The organism is Nostoc cf. commune SO-36 (assembly GCF_023734775.1).
Lineage (GTDB): Bacteria > Cyanobacteriota > Cyanobacteriia > Cyanobacteriales > Nostocaceae > Nostoc > Nostoc commune_A.
In genome coordinates, this window is sequence record NZ_AP025732.1 from 5,828,969 (window position 1) to 5,845,066 (window position 16,098).

The following is a 16,098-nucleotide window of genomic DNA, read 5'->3' on the forward strand; positions in this document are numbered from 1 at the left end:
TGATGTAAGTAAGTACTTGCCAGCATAAATGAATAAAAGCATCCGTTCATCAACTCTCACCCGTACACGTTTGATAGAAGCGGCCTCGCAGATATTTGCGAGTTTAGGTGTTCAAGGAGCGACTACCCGTGAAATAGCTCGTGTTGCTGGTGTGAATGAGGTGACTTTATTTCGCCACTTTGCTAGCAAAGAACAGCTTTTGGGAGCAGTAATCGAAAATGCTTTTGCACTCCAGACAGAAGCCCTGGCACATCCCAAAGTGTGGACGCAGGATCTAAAAATTGATTTAAGACAGTATGCCTATCTTTACAATAGTATGCTAGAGGCACAGGAAGACTTAATTCGTACTTTCATTGGAGAAGCCAAACGTCATCCAGAGGCAGCCAGACAAGTGATTCAAGAAGCTGCCAAGCCTTTAGGCGAAAAACTGGTAGCTTATCTGCAATCCAGCCAGAGACAAGGCACTGTCAGAGTAGACCTTGATCCATTTGCAGCAGTCGATATGTTTACAGGAATGCTGTTATCTGGAATGCTAGTCCGCAGTGCAAAATTTAATCAAGGTAGCTATAGCTGTGAGGACTATATCGAAACCTGTGTAAATATTTTTGTGCGTGGTATCAGTACTACTCCTCTCAGTTGTCAATGTAGCTGTAACAATATTTGCCTCTTGACTAATGACCCCTAACTCCTGACCATTAACTAATGACTCAATTAGATATTCTCATCCTATCAAATGGCCCCGGTGAGGTAACAACCTGGGTACGTCCAGTAGTGAAGGCGTTGCGGCAACAACTAGGGGATGACTCTTCTGTAGTAAGGATTTCTGTGGTATTATCACCTTGCTCAAATGCTAGTGGTAAAGAAGCAGCGATCGCTCTTTCTTACCCAGAAGTAGATAGAGTACAGCCAGCAGAGCATTTTTGGCAATTTTTGCTTTGGGGTAAAACATTTGAGAATTGGGATTGGAGAAGTCACGGTGTAGTTGTTTTTCTGGGTGGCGATCAAATTTTCCCAGTGATTATAGGCAAAAAATTAGGATATCGCACAGTTGTTTACGCCGAATGGGAAGCTCGTTGGCATAACTGGATTGATCGCTTCGGAATCATGAAATCCCAAGTTGCGTCCCGTGTTCCTCAGAAATATGCTCACAAATTTACCGTTGTAGGTGATTTGATGGTAGAAGCAGCAGGGGAGAACCTAAATTCAAATTCCCCTGTGCCTATTACTCCATCACTCAAAACTGAATTGATTGGTCTACTCCCTGGTTCAAAAGCGGCAAAATTAGCCCAAGGAGTACCATTAAGTTTAGGCATTGCTGAATACGTTCATGCAAAAAGACCTCAAACTAAATTTGTGATTCCTCTAGCCCCAACTTTAGATTTACAAACTTTAGCTAGTTTTGCCGATCCCCAAAAGAACCCTATTGCTGAAATATTTGGCTTTGGCGGCGCTTCTTTAGTTGTCCCAGAGAACTCTAACAGCAAGGCATTGCTCAAAACAACAACAGGCTTAACTGTGGAACTGTGGCAAGAAAACCCTGCATATCACTTATTGTCCCGGTGCTGCATCTGCTTAACTACGGTGGGGGCAAACACTGCCGAACTCGGTGCTTTAGGAGTACCAATGATTGTTTTGCTGCCAACACAGCAACTTGATGCCATGCGTGCTTGGGATGGTTTACCTGGATTGTTGGCAAATCTACCAGGTGTAGGTACGCCCTTTACGAAGGTAATTAATTGGTTATTCCTAAGATTTGTAAGACGCAAAGGTTTATTAGCATGGCCAAATATCTGGGCACAGGAAGAGATAGTGCCAGAACTTATGGGTAAACTTCAACCGCAAGAAATTGGAGAAATGGTTATAGACTTATTAGCCCATCCAGAAAAATTGGACGATATTCGCGCTAAACTCCGTAAAATTCGTGGTGAAAGCGGTGCAGCCCAGAAGATTGCACAGATTGTTGGTGAGGAAATTGGGAAGTAGGGGGAGCAGGGGAGTAGGAAAGACGAAGAGGAAGTAAAAAATTTCTCCCTCATGTACCTTATTCTCGTCACTTCCTTTAATCCGAAGATTCTCCATCCCTGCGCCCAAGTTCATAAATGCCAGCACCCATACAGGCTAATATACCTGTACTAATTCCCCAACTTTCACCTAAACTAATTTTCAGAATCCAGTTAAATAAAGCGCCAACTACTAAAAAAGGCACGATGCTGAACAGTGAGGCGTAGAAAGCGTTTTGGGATTCTCTGGCTTTACGAGTCTTTTCAAATTCGGATTGGCTGGTATAAAGCGATCGCTCGGCAAAGTTAAACCAGCGATTGAGTTGCTCGATTACCCATTCATTGATTCTGGCAAAACCTAGATATAGGGCCAATGACCACAAACTCGCACCTGCGATCGCGATCGTGTCTAATTCAAAACGGAAAGGCAAAATTTCAGTCAGCATTGCTTGAGGGAGTCCTGCAAAGGGTCAACTTTAGCTCTTGGTAGATGAACCTATCCCACTATTCTAAAAATCTCTACTTCTTGTCGGAAAATGTGCTTGAAAACCTTGATTTTTCGTTTATAGTTTTCAATCAGCTTAAGCTTCATAGCACAAATTTTATTAGTGGGATAGGTTCATGCTAAATAAACCTCTTGTGCAATTTTAAGCATAAAAGCTAACAAGATTTCAACTACTTGACAACCTCCCACTTCTTAGCTTCAGGAAAAGCTAATTTACGGATTCCTAGGTAAATTATCGGGGTCGATACCAAGAAAACGTAAATGCTGTGCAAACTTTTCTGCTTTTTCTTCTGCTGTTAAATACCGATTTCCTTGTTCGTCATACCAAGATAGAAATTCCTGACCAATCCCACCAATAACACCTTGATGTCGTCCAATTCCTAAACCAACTTCTGGCATCCAATAGGGTTCGCCAATTTGTAATTGATAATTTTTATCTACCAATTTGTAAATTTCAAATGGTTGGTGTCGATCGCGTTGCCAATATTCGGGGTTGTAAATAATGTAGTACAGTACGCCAAGTTTCCGATAAATTTCTAACTTTTCGTCGTATTCGGTTCCTGGAGAATGGGATACCATCTCCAATGTTACTATCGGTACTACCTCATTTTCTTCCCAGACAGCGTAACTTCTACGCGATTTACCACCTTTTTTGCGATCGACTCCCAAACTCAGAAACCCATCTGGTACTATGGGGACTCTCGCATTCGCCCCTGTTGTGTGGTAAATTGCCATGTCTACGCCGAAAAACCAATCGGTGCGCGTTGCCCAAATTGAGGTTAATAGGAACAGTAGAATGTTGGGCAGAAAATTCTGATCCTCATTATCCACAGGTATATCGTCCGAGCAGGCTAGTTCCTCTGTGCTTGGAAGCCCAACGACTTTAAGGTTTTCTGACAGCATGACTGTTGCCCGGGTGGCTTCGGTTTCTTTGATTATAAGTAAATTAAACTTGCTAAGGGTGTAGGCAAGGAACGCATTCTAATAGCGTTCTCCACCCCAGCTAAAAACAACTTGCAGACAACTTTTTTGCTTATGCAATATGTCAGAAGTGTTTTTGTGTGTGAAGTATGCCAGGAACCGGACTTGAACCGGTGACACGAGGATTTTCAGTCCTCTGTTTTGATTGCTGAAATACTTGCTAATTAAGGATATTCATTCATAGTCATTCATATTCATAGTCAAACCATAGTCAATATTATGGTGGTTCTGGAGGCATAGGTAATTCTGGAGGTTCGGGTAAAGTAGCACCGTCATAGAAAACTGCTGCTTTACCTTCACTCCTAGCTGCATTAACGGCTTGTCTAGCTTCCTCCCATGATGGAAACGTAAGAAAAAACCATTCACCAGTTTCATCGTTAGCAATAGCTATAGTAGTTTCCTGTTCTTTCCAAACATTATCTGACATAGTTTACTATGGTAGCAACTAGCAGGTTAAGTATAGAACAATAACTATCTGATTAGCTATCTGACAACTGTATCAAGCTATAGAGTACATAAACACTCACGCCATATTCGCCAATAATGCCTCTATTTTCAGTCTCAGGTAGAATGCAAGCTTAAGTCTTATATCGCTTGTTATAGAGAATTGTAGAGCTAGGCATTAAAGCTTAAACGCTATCAAGGCTAATCATTCAACAATGGAAACGTAAGAAAAAACCATTCACCAGTTTCATCGTTAGCAATAGCTATGGTGTTTTCCTGTTGTGTCCAATCGTTATCTGACTTAGCTTGCATCGTGTACATCGTTGCAATTAGCAGCCTAAGTATAGAACACTAATTATTGAATTCGATTTAATATGAGCTATTTTAAATAATTCTGATTTTGATGAAACAAATACAAAAAGGAAGAAAGGAAGATTTTAAGTAGATTTACTCAGACAAGTTAAAGTTACAGGGTATAAATTGATATAATTTAACAAAAAATAACTATTTGTTTAAAATTTAATAGAAAAATAATGATTAGAAGATACTGGAAGATATGGTCATCTGTTGCCTTATTAATATTGACTATCTCTGCTTGCTCAAATGGAAGAATCCAAGATACTAAAAGTAATACTAATAGTCCTGATAATGAGTTTGAATATCAATTAAATTTCTTTTTACAAGATGCAGATAGTTCAGTAAGAGTTGTATATCAACAAATTTTTGGAAAAGATAAATCAATCCAAGAAGCTAAAGAATACTGTATTAAACTTGATCAAGGTAAAAATGCTTTGAGCTTAATGACTGATAAATATGATGAATTAACCCAGAAAGTCAAGGAAAATAAAATTACTGAAAGAGAAAGTAATGCAATCCTTAAGGTATATTCTACAATACACTGGACAGCACGAGATGTATATTGTCCTCAACATAGAGACAAACATCAAATACATTTAAATGAGCGTTTCAACTAACTAAATTAAATTATATTTAATTATAATTTAATATTTCTCCTATTGAATAACTCCCAGATTAACTTTATATTCGATAGGTAGAAATAACATGAGAAATAAAATTTAAAATACTTAATCGTATTTAGCCGCAAGTACACTAATCCTAATCAACTATAACTTAGCTTAACTAATATCGCATATATAATATATGGATTAATCCATATATTAATAGATATATAACCTATTTTTCTTACTGTAGATAATGTACGATAATTATTATATTTAACTTATCATCTTAATCATAAGATAGGTAGATATAGAAACAATAATAGTGGCGATCGCATAGGACATAACTGTAAACACTGGATTGAGTAATTAAATAACCATCATTCAATCAACTTTGGTGGTTATTTTAATAGTTTATCTATTTTCTATGGTGTAGAATTTAAACGTTAATTGAATGTAGGTAACGGCTTGTCTTTAGGTTAATTTACTAATTAGCCAACATTGAGGAATGAGTAAGAAAAAGTTTGTTTTTTACTTCTGAATTAAGTTATCTATTTAAACTCTACCATATTTTTATTTCTTTATTTATTTCTGTAACACTACCCACAAAAAAACCACTAGACCTTCATCTAGTGGTGAAGCAATGGTTAGAAGCTAGTAAACAGTCTTTTACGCATATTGTAGCTTGAATACTTATCAGCACGAGTTTGACGTTTGATTCTATTGAGTTTTACCTTTCTGTTAATTTGGAATTCGTTATCTATCTCTCTCTGTTTATCATTTAATAACATTTCATTTCTAGATGCTTTTAATTCTTCCTTAGCAGCAGTAAATAAGCTATGTAATAGCATTCCATTGATAAGAGGAATACCTAATTTTACTGCCTTATTACCAGCATTAATCATACATTGTAGAACTGTTGTAAATTCGATTGGTTCGTATTTAGAAAGTAACCCTATATGGCAGTATTCTAATAATTCGTAAAGTAGCAACACACTACAATCATACGCATAGTTAATACGTACTATACCTTTACTATCTTTATACGTTTTCAGTAACTCGACTTTTCCATCTGATAACAATGCTTGAAATATACTTGCAAGCTCATCACGTCTTGTAATGTATGTGTATTCTTCTAAATGTCCACCTTTAGGGAATAATAAGTTGGAATAAGTTTCAATTTTTAATATTAAGTCATAACCGAATGAGTAGACTATAGCAGGATGCCAGATTTCGATTTCAGCTTTTACATAATTGCCTGAAGCATTTTGGATACGTGAGTCAACTTTGATAAACTCATTAACCATAAAACTAAACTGAATAGCTGTATTTTCATCAGTATTGATTTCAGTTACCACTTTGCTACTGATAATAACCTTTTTTACACCACCTCTACTAGCATATTGAATAGCTGGGAAAATATGATTTAAATATAGTGGTGATTTGAGTATATCGCGCTCGACATTAAATAAACCAGAAGCATTAATATTTGAGGATTAATGTTTTTATTTGATTTACCCTTAGTACCATCTTGAATAGCTGCCAAGAATATTTGTAGTGGTGATGGAGACTTGGTATTTACTATTTCAGGTTCAAATAATTGAGAAATATTAATAGTTAATGAGTTAATACTTTTACTATTATCTAATGCTCTTATCCAAGGATTAAGCATAATTATTTTGATAGCACGATGACAAATTGAATCAATATCATTTTTTGTAAAGTTTTGTTTGTTCAATCGGTATATACAATAATATATTATGTATTGCAGCAATCTATTACTAGATTTAACGCACAAATAATCTATTGCCTCTAAAGCTATTTGCTGTTGAAGTAAAGGTTGTTCATTTTTGAGAAAAACACAGTACACATCCATTTGTTTTTGATGAGTTAGAAAGTATTCTATACAATCATTGGCAATATTATTAATCGCTTGATTATTATCACGTTTGATTGCATCAATCCAGTTCTTAAATTTAACATCATCAACAATTTTTTCTTGCCCAACATAAATCATACTTATGAAGTGCTGTTGAAATATCTCTAATCTTTGTCCCCTATCTTGAATAAAACTATTTATTTGTGTATTATTACTATAAATTGATGCTCTCAGTTCACATTCTTCTACTTGTTTAGGATCTGTACCTGGAAAGTGAGCAAAATGAGGTTTTCTAGTACCACCTTTTTTTAAACGCACAGGTTCACCGCAAACAGGACAACGTAACTTTAAATCGTTATAAGAAAAAAAGTTACATTGCTCTGGATAAACTCTTTCACCTGGTTTATACATCGAGATTGCAAATTTCATATTCAATTGATCCTCGTGATACTCTCATTATTATGAGAATAACTGTTAATACTTAGGATATGCCTGAGTAAAGTTACTTATTATACTTGTGTCTGTCAACATATTTCTTTTTTGTGCTTGTAACTGATGTAACTAGAATGTAACTCACTAAAATTATAATAATGGCTGAAAACCTTGCAATAACTAGGTTTCAAATTAATGTGTAACTGTAACTGATGTAACTGACTTTTATTAAACTCTTTAGTAGATATGGATGAATCAAGAGTCAGTACAGATATTGAAGAAAAAGTTTATAAATTATTGGTTACATGGTTACATGGTTACAAAAAAGCTGAAACCCTTATATAATAAGAGTCTCAGCCTGTAACTAAGTGTAACTGAATTATTAGCTGGCTACTTTATCTAAGATATTATTGATAATTGGATAATAATATTTACCCACTTTACCGTTGACTCTAGTAGTATTCTTAGGTTTTTCAAACCCTAATGATTGTAGTATCTCACTTACTCTATTTTCATCTGAACGTTTCCAGCTTTTAGGTTCTTTATTGAGAGCCATAGTTAGAATATCAGATAGAGTAAAAGGTGTTGTTTGATCTAATGCCCAATTAGTTACTATATCTGTCCACATATCTTCAACTTTATGCTTGCTGGAGTTAATAGAATTACTTAATTCTTGTTCAGTCTCATTCAAATAAGTAGAATAGTTATCTTTATATGCTAATACTGCTGCCGCCCAAACTAAATCTCTATTTTGCTTAATCCAATCAATATCTATTTTTTGATTAATTTCAATAATCCAAAATCTTCTATTACCAGTAGGATCGTGTAAAATTTTATCTTTATTAGTAGTACCTACAAGAATAAATTGTCTTTGTAACGTAACATTAGTTGCAGCATAAGGTTTTCTAAATGAATCTGATTGTTTAGTGATAAATGCTTTAAGCTTAGACATAGTGTAAGGTTTGATTGTCTCTTCACATTCTCCTAATTCAAGAATCCATTTACTATGACATACCATTAATTCATCTTTATTATAATTAGCGAAATTGATGGTTTCAAACCAATCTGTACTAGCTAATTCTCTAAAGAAAGAGGTTTTGTAGAATCCTTGTTTTTCACTGTTAAGTATCAACACAGAATCATGTTGACATCCAGGTTCATATATTCTTTTGACTGCTGCTACTAAAGTTTTAGGTAAGTATAGTGCCTCAATTGAATCAGGGTCGATATGCAAAACTTGTTCATTAATGTATCTGAATAAGTTCTTATAGTTTGTATCTTGATAGTTAGAAAAACATTCATTTAAATAATTTTCTATGGGAGAGAAGGGATTATTAAGACTGCAAAGACGGGTTAGCTCATGAATGTATTTATCATTATCCAAAATTACATTGTGTTCTTTTGCAACTTCAGCGCGGAATTTAGCAATATCAAATAATTCCCCATCTAGATAGACATCTTGATTGGTTTTGTGCCAGCTTAATCTAGAGATAAATTTTTCTTCTATGATTTGTCTTGTTTGATTATAATCAGTCATAATTAAAATATAGATATATAAATAATGGGTCATAGTAATTAAAAGCATTAGGCGGCTGAATCTAGTGCTTTTAATTTAATTACATAAGTTATCAATTACATAGTTTTGCTTGAGGCATTCTATAACTAACTTCCTTATTAAGCTTGTATTTGTAAGCTTATGGAGTTTTGCTATATTGACTAACTGCTCATAATCTTTATTATTTAATCGAGTACTAACTATATGGCTTAGAGGTTTATCTGTGATTTTTGGCATTGTTGTTATGGTTAATAATTAATTTGAATGGACACGACTTAACCAGACTTCCTAAGAATGTGTGGTTAGGTACTATTCAATTTTCAAGGTTCGTTAGGTGATCTTTTTTGGCTTCCATACGAATATTGTAGACGCAAAAAGTTGGTGTGTCTCTATTTTTTAGAAATTAAATGATTGCATTTGCTTATCATTTTATATAGTATTTTTTGGATTTTACTTATTGATTAAAATACCTGTATTCCTTGATTTGTTATTGATGCAAACAAGGTAAATAACTGAGTATAGTTAGCCATGTTTTTCTTACTGTTATGACTTATTTATAAAATAAATTAAATGATAAATTAGTTCGTATATTTATCTGGATTATTACTAATCTAGTTCAAAGTATTTAGATTATTTTAATTAATCTATTACCAAATACTTTATCTAAACTAAAGTTAGATATATTAGTTAAGGTAGCTCTTCATAGTTAAGCTAACTGTATTTAAGATAGTTATATGAAATATTACTTAAAACATTTCCTTATCTATTCCTGATTAAATTATTCTAAATAAGGTAAATACAATTAGTTGTTAAACTGAGTTGTCCTAGAGTAACTTGTTTATAGTAATTTAGTTAATGTTTAGAGTGCCGTTAGATGAAATAACTATTAGCTGTTACATGAGGTAAGAAAAAAGGATAGTATTGTGTGTTTACTATCCCTTGCTACTATATGTATTATGAGTGCTGGTAGTGCGAGTATGATGAATACAGTTATAACTCTGGTACTTGTACTTGTCTTATTGTCCCTGCATAGTGTTTCATGATTATCTCTGGTGAATTACCTACCCATTTAGCAACCTGTACTACACTGACACCAGCTTCTAAGCAATTTGTGATAAAGGTATGTCGTGTATGGTACTGAGGACGGTAAGGAATATTTAACTCAGATAGTACAGTTTTCCAAGCTCGATTAAGGAAGTTGTGAGCATCAATTAAACCACCTTTGGGTGCTTTAAAGACTGGTGTATCTGCATTAGAATTACTTGGTTTAATGGAAACTAACAACTCTTTAAGTGATTGATTAACAGGAAATTTGCGACTTTTATGAGTTTTGGTATCTTTACGATTCCCTTCTACTACAGCTTCACAGAAGGTAATTAGAGTTAGATTACTATTGATGTGACCCCAAGTTAAACCTATAGCTTCAGAAGTTCTACAACCTGTCATGAACAAAAATCTAACGTAGTTTGTATAGTGGCTGTAGTATATATTTCTCTCAAAAGCCGTGATAATTTGTTCTTGCTCACTTTTGTTAAATAGGTTGATAGTTTCATGGTGTATAGCTACTTTTACCTTCTGTGACATCCCCACAAAGGGGTTACTACTAATCAACTCAGAATCTATTGCCCAATCACAACAAGCTTTTAATTGAGTCAGGACACGCTTTGTTGCATTAGGTGTTAATGTCTTGAGTAAGAAGTCCCTGATTATTACAGGTTCTGAAAGCTTCTGCGTTGGTAAACTAGCAATGTGGTTTTTAGTTTTCTTATAATCCTTGTTAATAGTGGTTACACTCAAAGTCTTAGACTTATAATCTGTGTACTTATCCCATAACTCGATCAATGTTGTTTGTTGCTGATCTTCTGTTATGGGTGCAACCAGAGTTAAATGAGTTTGGGGTTTATATTTAGCTAATGTGGGGTCAAAGCGTTCAAATGCAATATCTGATTCAATTTGCTTTGCTTTAGCTTCTGCTAACTTACGATTCTCTGGATTATCTGCCATTCCCAGAGTTAGATATTTTTGCTTTCCATTGTAAAGGTGACGTGGTAAACGTAGTCTGAGTCTTTCTTGAAATGATTCGACACCGACTGAACCTTTAGATGCTTTATGTTCTACCTTCATTACCATATTCTTGCCTGACTATGAAAACCTCTGCTCTACTACTATCATAGTCAATTCATAGTCAAAGTCAAGTTAAAAAATGCAAAAACCACCACTAGTTTTTCTACCGTTACTAGGGTGGTTTTCCTGAATCCTTGATATATCAAGGGTTTACTGCTGTGTTGTATGCCAGGAACCGGACTTGAACCGGTGACACGAGGATTTTCAGTCCTCTGCTCTACCAACTGAGCTATCCCGGCTGGGGCTTTATGTGAGCCACGATTAATAAATGTAGCAAAGATACAAGAATATAGCAAGGGGTTGGAGAAAAATAATTTATGCAGCTTTCAAACTCAACTTAAACCAAATGAAAACGGCTACAAATAGTAGGAATTGGACAAGAACAATACTTGGGCCAGAAGCAAGGTTGAAAATACCTGACACAATGATGCCAGCAATGCTGCTAATGAAACCAACTATCACCGACATGACTAAAAAGCGGCTAAAGTGGTGACTCATCAGTTTGGCGGTGGAGGCGGGAATAACTAAAAAGGCGTTCACCAGCAAAACGCCGACAGCTTTTATCGCTACAGCAACGGCGAGTGAAAGCAAGACCACAAAGGCGTAGCGGTACAATTGGACGGGAACCCCTTGAACCTGGGCAACATCCGGGTTAAGGGTCAATAAAATTTGCTGCCGCAGAGTTGATAGTAAAAATATGCTACCTCCCACAAGTACTAGCACCGTCAAAATCAAATCTGTGGTATCGATCGCTAAAATATCCCCAAACAGCACAGCCATCAAGTTGCCGCGATATCCTTTAATTAGGCTCGTGAGAATTAAACCGATCGCTAATGCCCCAGATAGCACTATGCTAAGTACGCTATCGCTTGCTATGTCGGTTTTGTCGATGAAGTAAAGAACAATAACCCCAAAAACTAACGTAAAAGGTAATAGCATCCAAGTAGGATTTACCTGTAGCAGCACACCTAACGCCACACCTACTAGTGCTGCATGACCAACCGCGTGGCTGAAAAAGGATAACTGGCGCAAGGTGACAAAACTGCCCAACATCCCGCCAAGTATTCCCATCAAGGCTGCACCTGCGATCGCACGCTGCATATAAGGGAATGTTAATAAGCTTACCAAGTCATTAATATTGGCGATCGCTAACCAATTTATCTGACAATCATTGAAGAAATTCATACTTATGGGCATTAATGTTGGTGCTGGTAGCGGCTGAAACCTGGGCCATAAGTTGCTAACAGGTTTTGCGGTGAAAGGGCAATTTCTGGCTTACCAGTACAAACAATGCTTTGGTTCAGGCAAAGCACGCGATCGCAATGGCGATTTACCATATCAATATCGTGAGAAACTTGCAATACTGTCCAACCCTCTTCGCGCTTTAATTCATTTAGCAAAGCATAAAAATCTGCTGCACCTTGCACATCAACACCAGCAAAGGCTTCATCTAGCACCAATAGCTTCCGAGGCATTACCAAACAATAAGCTAATAAAACCCGCTTGAGTTGACCGCCACTAAGAGTACCAATAGCTTGATGCTGTAAATGATAAGCATCAGTTCGCCGTAAAGCTTCTGTTTATCGTGCTGCCGATTTTTCGCGATCTTGTCTCCACAGTTGGGAAAAAAATAAATCCTTTTTTTTACCTTCTTTAGTCCATCCCAGTCCCACCAATTCGCTGACAGAAATGGGAAAGCTGCGGTCAAAAATAAAATTTTGTGGCATGTAGCCCAACGTGTGGCGTAAATTCCCCAGTCTGGCAATTGGACGACCCAATATTTCAATCGTACCAGCACTTCGAGGTATCAAATCTAAAACCGCTTTTACCAGGGTACTTTTGCCAGCACCATTAGGGCCAACAATAGCTGTATCTGTTCCTGGCAACAATTCAAAGGAAACGTCTCGAACAGCTAAATAGCTGTCTTGATAAACAGTTAATCCTTCTACTTTTAAAATAGCAATGTCATTATCCATTAGTCATTATTCATTTGGTGATTAGTCATTAGTCATTGATCATTTGCAAAGGACAAAAGACAACTGACAAATGACAAATCTATTTACACGTCGTTTCTAGAGTTTGCAAATTGGCTTTCATCGCCGTAAAATAATACTGCGAATCTGTTTCGCCATTTTCCAGAGAATCTAGAGTACGCAAATTTAATTTTAAGTCTTTGGAGAGGCTGGTTAGTAGTTTATTATCTACTCCTGGTTCGCTGAACAAAGCTTTAACTTTGTACTGTTTCACGGCATTGATTGCATTTTGTACATCCGTTGGTGAAAGCTGGTCTTCGGGAATTTCTACCACAGCTACTTGCTTGAGGTTATAGCGTTTAGCTAAATATGGAAAAGCATCATGAAAGGTAATAAAGGTGCAACTGGGATTTTTCTGCAAAGTCTGCTGAAATTCCCTGTCTAAACTTTCTAATTCTTTAATATAAGTCGTAGCGTTTACTTCATAAGTAGCTTTGTTCGCGGGGTCGGCTGCAATTAATCCATCCCGAATATTTATTACTTGTTGTTTTGCCAAAACTGGATCTAACCAAACGTGAGGATTACCTTGGGCGTGGGCATGGTCGTGACTGTGGCCTTTTTCCTCTTTCGCGGTTTTCACAACAGGTGAAATTTCATTTAAGGGTTTAATACCTTTACTGGCATCAATTTCGGCTAATTTGCTATTTTGGGCATTTTTGACAGTACCTTCTAGAAATTCCTCCAAACCTAGACCATTTTTTACTAACACATTTGCAGTAGCGATCGCTCTAACATTTTCTGGTGTCGCTTGGTATTCATGTACCTCCGTACCAGGTGGCACTAGAATTTCTACATCTGCTACATTCCCAGCTACTGCCTTGGTAAACAAATATATTGGCAAAAATGTTGTTACTACTTTAGTTTTTGCCAACTGCGCTGATGGGGTAGAGGCAGCTTCCTGCACTTGCGGCGACTCTTCGGAAGTCTTTCCCTGATTTGGGTTCGATTGGGTACACCCAGTAGCCATCGACAACATTAGCACAGCAATCATGGGCAAAATGCCGTTTTTTTGCCTGCCTGTTCTAAGCTTTCTGAAATTCATAATCACTATGTTTTCTCTTCAAAACGTATGCTTACTCTGCCTTTACCAGAATTCCTATTGACAATTAAGGCTATTCTAGATTTTATACTATAATAATTCTCATTCTCATTCAAGTAATATCATTCTCGGTTTCTTGTGTAATGAGTAACAAGAAAACTTTTTCAGGTGGTACAGCCCTCTGCAATTTAGTTTTCCCTGAATAATTAGGATTTATTGACTTTTTTTGTTAAAAGGTTTGCTTACTTCTGATAATATTACTGAAAAATATTCTCAGAAAATCCACATTAAAAAAACGTTCTTTGGGTGTGAATTGGAGATCAGTGTGAGGAGAAAAATGCAAAAATTCTGGAAATATCTACTAGTTAGTCAAGCAGTCTGCGGTGTCATGCTATTTGTTAATACTGCTGCATTTGCAGGAGAAACATCCAGCACGTCTGAAATCAATCAACCGCAAGTTTTAGCTAATCCAGAAACAGAAGATCAGATAACGGCGCAAGTTACCTCCGTGTCTCAATTTTCGGACGTACAACCTACCGACTGGGCATTTCAAGCATTGCAGTCTTTAGTTGAGCGTTATGGCTGTATTGCAGGATACCCAAACAGCACTTATCGCGGTAATCGGGCATTAACGCGATATGAGTTTGCTGCTGGTTTGAATGCTTGTCTTGATCGGGTTAACGAACTTATTGCTACAGCCACTGGCGATTTGGTGAACAAACAAGATTTAGCCACATTACAAAAGCTGCAAGAAGATTTTTCAGCAGAACTGACGACACTGCGAGGTCGTGTAGATGCAGTAGAAGCACGAACTGCTGAATTAGAAGCGAATCAGTTCTCAACTACAACCAAACTGCAAGGACAAGTTGTCGCGGTTATCAGCGATGTGTTGTCAGGAAATACGGTCAATGGTGCAGAAATTACAGAGGAGAATACAACTTTAGGGGTACGGGCACGGATAGAATTAGTTACCAGCTTCACAGGGCAAGATACACTGTTTACCAGAATCCAGGCTAATAATATTCTCAGCCCTGATATTGGTACGCCAGAGGGCAACTTATTTTTTGCTGGTGATGGTACCACTGATGCTGCTATAGATGCGTTGTTCTACAGATTTCCCTTGGGCGAAAAAACAGAGGTTATCGCTATTGCCAACGCAGGTGCAGCAGATGACCTTACCACCACTGTTAACATATTTGACGGTGATGGTGCTTTTGGTGCTTTGTCCACATTCGGTACACGCAACCCAATTTATTATCAGATAGGCGGCGCGGGGCTGGGAGTAACGCACGAGTTCAGTGACAAATTGGCACTGAGTCTAGGGTATTTGAGTGGTACAGCTAATGATCCTACGCCCAATAATGGTTTGTTTAATGGTTCTTACGGTGCGCTGGCACAGCTGACAGTTAAACCAAGCGATCGCATTACTCCCTCGGCTTTCCTGACCTCGGTAAAAAAGGTAACTTAGCAGGTATCATTGCTGGTGTAGAGCCGAGATTAACAAGTTCTAATATTGCAGGATTGGATAGCGATCCTGACACATCCTATCATCTTGAGGCGTTTCTACCAGTATAAGCTGAGTGACAATATCACCATTACTCCTGGAGTGATTTGGTTAACATCCCCAGATCACAACAACAATAACGATGATGTTGTTATTGGTGCATTGAGAACCACATTCAGTTTCTAAGTTTTTAAATTTTAAAAAAGACGCAAAGCATAAATTTGCGTCTTTTTTTTGTGTATGACTTCAAAAATAAAACTCAGCAAAAATGCTGAGTATGATATTTCAAAACACTATAAATATTTTCATATAGATATAAGAGGTCGTAGAAGCAGGAAAACGAAAACCTCTAATGAATTTAACCCAATGAAACAGAGTAATTTCCGCAATTACTTAAAAATCTCTCTTTTTTTGCATTTTTAGCTAGGGTTTGAAGTTACTAACTATAGCTGCTCTCAGTATTTGTAGTGAGTTATCGAATAACCAATGTATAACCGCTCTAAATACAAAAAGACCAGCCTCCCACAGCTGGTCTAAAAAATGTTTTTTTGCGTTGTCTTCTCAAGAGAGTTAAAACCCAATTGCGCGTTCCCAAAATGCAACGGGCAACTTTTCTTAACAATATTGTAACAGCCAACACAGA

At 36.8% G+C, this 16,098-nt stretch carries 12 protein-coding genes, 2 tRNA genes and 2 pseudogenes; 4 read left to right on the top strand and 12 right to left on the bottom strand.

The genetic code is table 11. The features are described 5' to 3' along the window. Positions 1–28: 28 nt before the first annotated feature. Positions 29–685: a TetR/AcrR family transcriptional regulator gene (locus tag ANSO36C_RS26580; protein WP_251957133.1), complete on the top strand. Its 657-nt coding sequence runs from the start codon at positions 29–31 to the stop codon at positions 683–685. Between the two features lie 17 nt (positions 686–702). Then, on the top strand, positions 703–1,983 hold the full coding sequence (locus ANSO36C_RS26585; RefSeq protein WP_251957135.1) for a glycosyltransferase family protein: 1,281 nt from the start codon (positions 703–705) through the stop codon (positions 1,981–1,983). A gap of 76 nt (positions 1,984–2,059) precedes the next feature. Here ANSO36C_RS26585 and ANSO36C_RS26590 read toward each other — a convergent pair whose 3' ends face one another. From ANSO36C_RS26590 to ANSO36C_RS26605, 4 genes are all read right to left on the bottom strand, one after another. Next, complete coding sequence (locus tag ANSO36C_RS26590; RefSeq protein WP_251957136.1) at positions 2,060–2,446, bottom strand: hypothetical protein; 387 nt, start codon at positions 2,444–2,446, stop codon at positions 2,060–2,062. Positions 2,447–2,718: 272 nt separating this feature from the next. After that, positions 2,719–3,408 (bottom strand): Uma2 family endonuclease, encoded by a 690-nt coding sequence (locus tag ANSO36C_RS26595; protein WP_251957138.1) that lies wholly within the window; start codon positions 3,406–3,408, stop codon positions 2,719–2,721. A 168-nt stretch (positions 3,409–3,576) separates the two neighbouring features. Further along, positions 3,577–3,647: transfer RNA gene (locus ANSO36C_RS26600), tRNA-Phe, on the bottom strand. A 56-nt stretch (positions 3,648–3,703) separates the two neighbouring features. Continuing rightward, on the bottom strand, positions 3,704–3,913 hold the full coding sequence (locus ANSO36C_RS26605; RefSeq protein ID WP_251957140.1) for a hypothetical protein: 210 nt from the start codon (positions 3,911–3,913) through the stop codon (positions 3,704–3,706). Between the two features lie 598 nt (positions 3,914–4,511). Here ANSO36C_RS26605 and ANSO36C_RS26610 point away from each other — a divergent pair. Continuing rightward, positions 4,512–4,904 carry a hypothetical protein gene (locus ANSO36C_RS26610; RefSeq protein WP_251957142.1) on the top strand — a complete coding sequence of 131 codons (393 nt, stop codon included), beginning with the start codon at positions 4,512–4,514 and terminating at the stop codon, positions 4,902–4,904. A 632-nt stretch (positions 4,905–5,536) separates the two neighbouring features. Here the strand turns inward: ANSO36C_RS26610 and ANSO36C_RS26615 are convergent. The 8 genes and pseudogenes from ANSO36C_RS26615 to ANSO36C_RS26650 form a co-directional block, all read right to left on the bottom strand. Continuing rightward, on the bottom strand, positions 5,537–6,247 hold the full coding sequence (locus ANSO36C_RS26615) for a hypothetical protein (RefSeq protein WP_251957143.1): 711 nt from the start codon (positions 6,245–6,247) through the stop codon (positions 5,537–5,539). A 68-nt stretch (positions 6,248–6,315) separates the two neighbouring features. Continuing rightward, complete coding sequence (locus ANSO36C_RS26620) at positions 6,316–7,197, bottom strand: competence protein CoiA family protein (protein ID WP_251957145.1); 882 nt, start codon at positions 7,195–7,197, stop codon at positions 6,316–6,318. A gap of 385 nt (positions 7,198–7,582) precedes the next feature. Further along, positions 7,583–8,737 (bottom strand): virulence-associated E family protein, encoded by a 1,155-nt coding sequence (locus tag ANSO36C_RS26625; protein WP_251957146.1) that lies wholly within the window; start codon positions 8,735–8,737, stop codon positions 7,583–7,585. Positions 8,738–9,745: 1,008 nt separating this feature from the next. Next, entirely contained in the window at positions 9,746–10,879 is a 1,134-nt protein-coding gene (locus ANSO36C_RS26630) for a site-specific integrase (RefSeq protein WP_251957148.1), read from the bottom strand. A 166-nt stretch (positions 10,880–11,045) separates the two neighbouring features. Further along, positions 11,046–11,118 (bottom strand) — tRNA-Phe (locus tag ANSO36C_RS26635). A 76-nt stretch (positions 11,119–11,194) separates the two neighbouring features. Next, entirely contained in the window at positions 11,195–12,064 is an 870-nt protein-coding gene (locus tag ANSO36C_RS26640; protein WP_251960445.1) for a metal ABC transporter permease, read from the bottom strand. 11 nt (positions 12,065–12,075) lie between these two features. Continuing rightward, positions 12,076–12,855 (bottom strand): annotated as a pseudogene (locus ANSO36C_RS26645) (metal ABC transporter ATP-binding protein). Positions 12,856–12,934: 79 nt separating this feature from the next. Then, positions 12,935–13,888, bottom strand: a complete 954-nt coding sequence (locus ANSO36C_RS26650) for a metal ABC transporter substrate-binding protein (RefSeq protein ID WP_410174729.1) — start codon at positions 13,886–13,888, stop codon at positions 12,935–12,937. A gap of 400 nt (positions 13,889–14,288) precedes the next feature. Here ANSO36C_RS26650 and ANSO36C_RS26655 point away from each other — a divergent pair. Next, a pseudogene (locus tag ANSO36C_RS26655) lies at positions 14,289–15,641 on the top strand (iron uptake porin). The last annotated feature ends 457 nt before the right edge of the window (positions 15,642–16,098 follow it).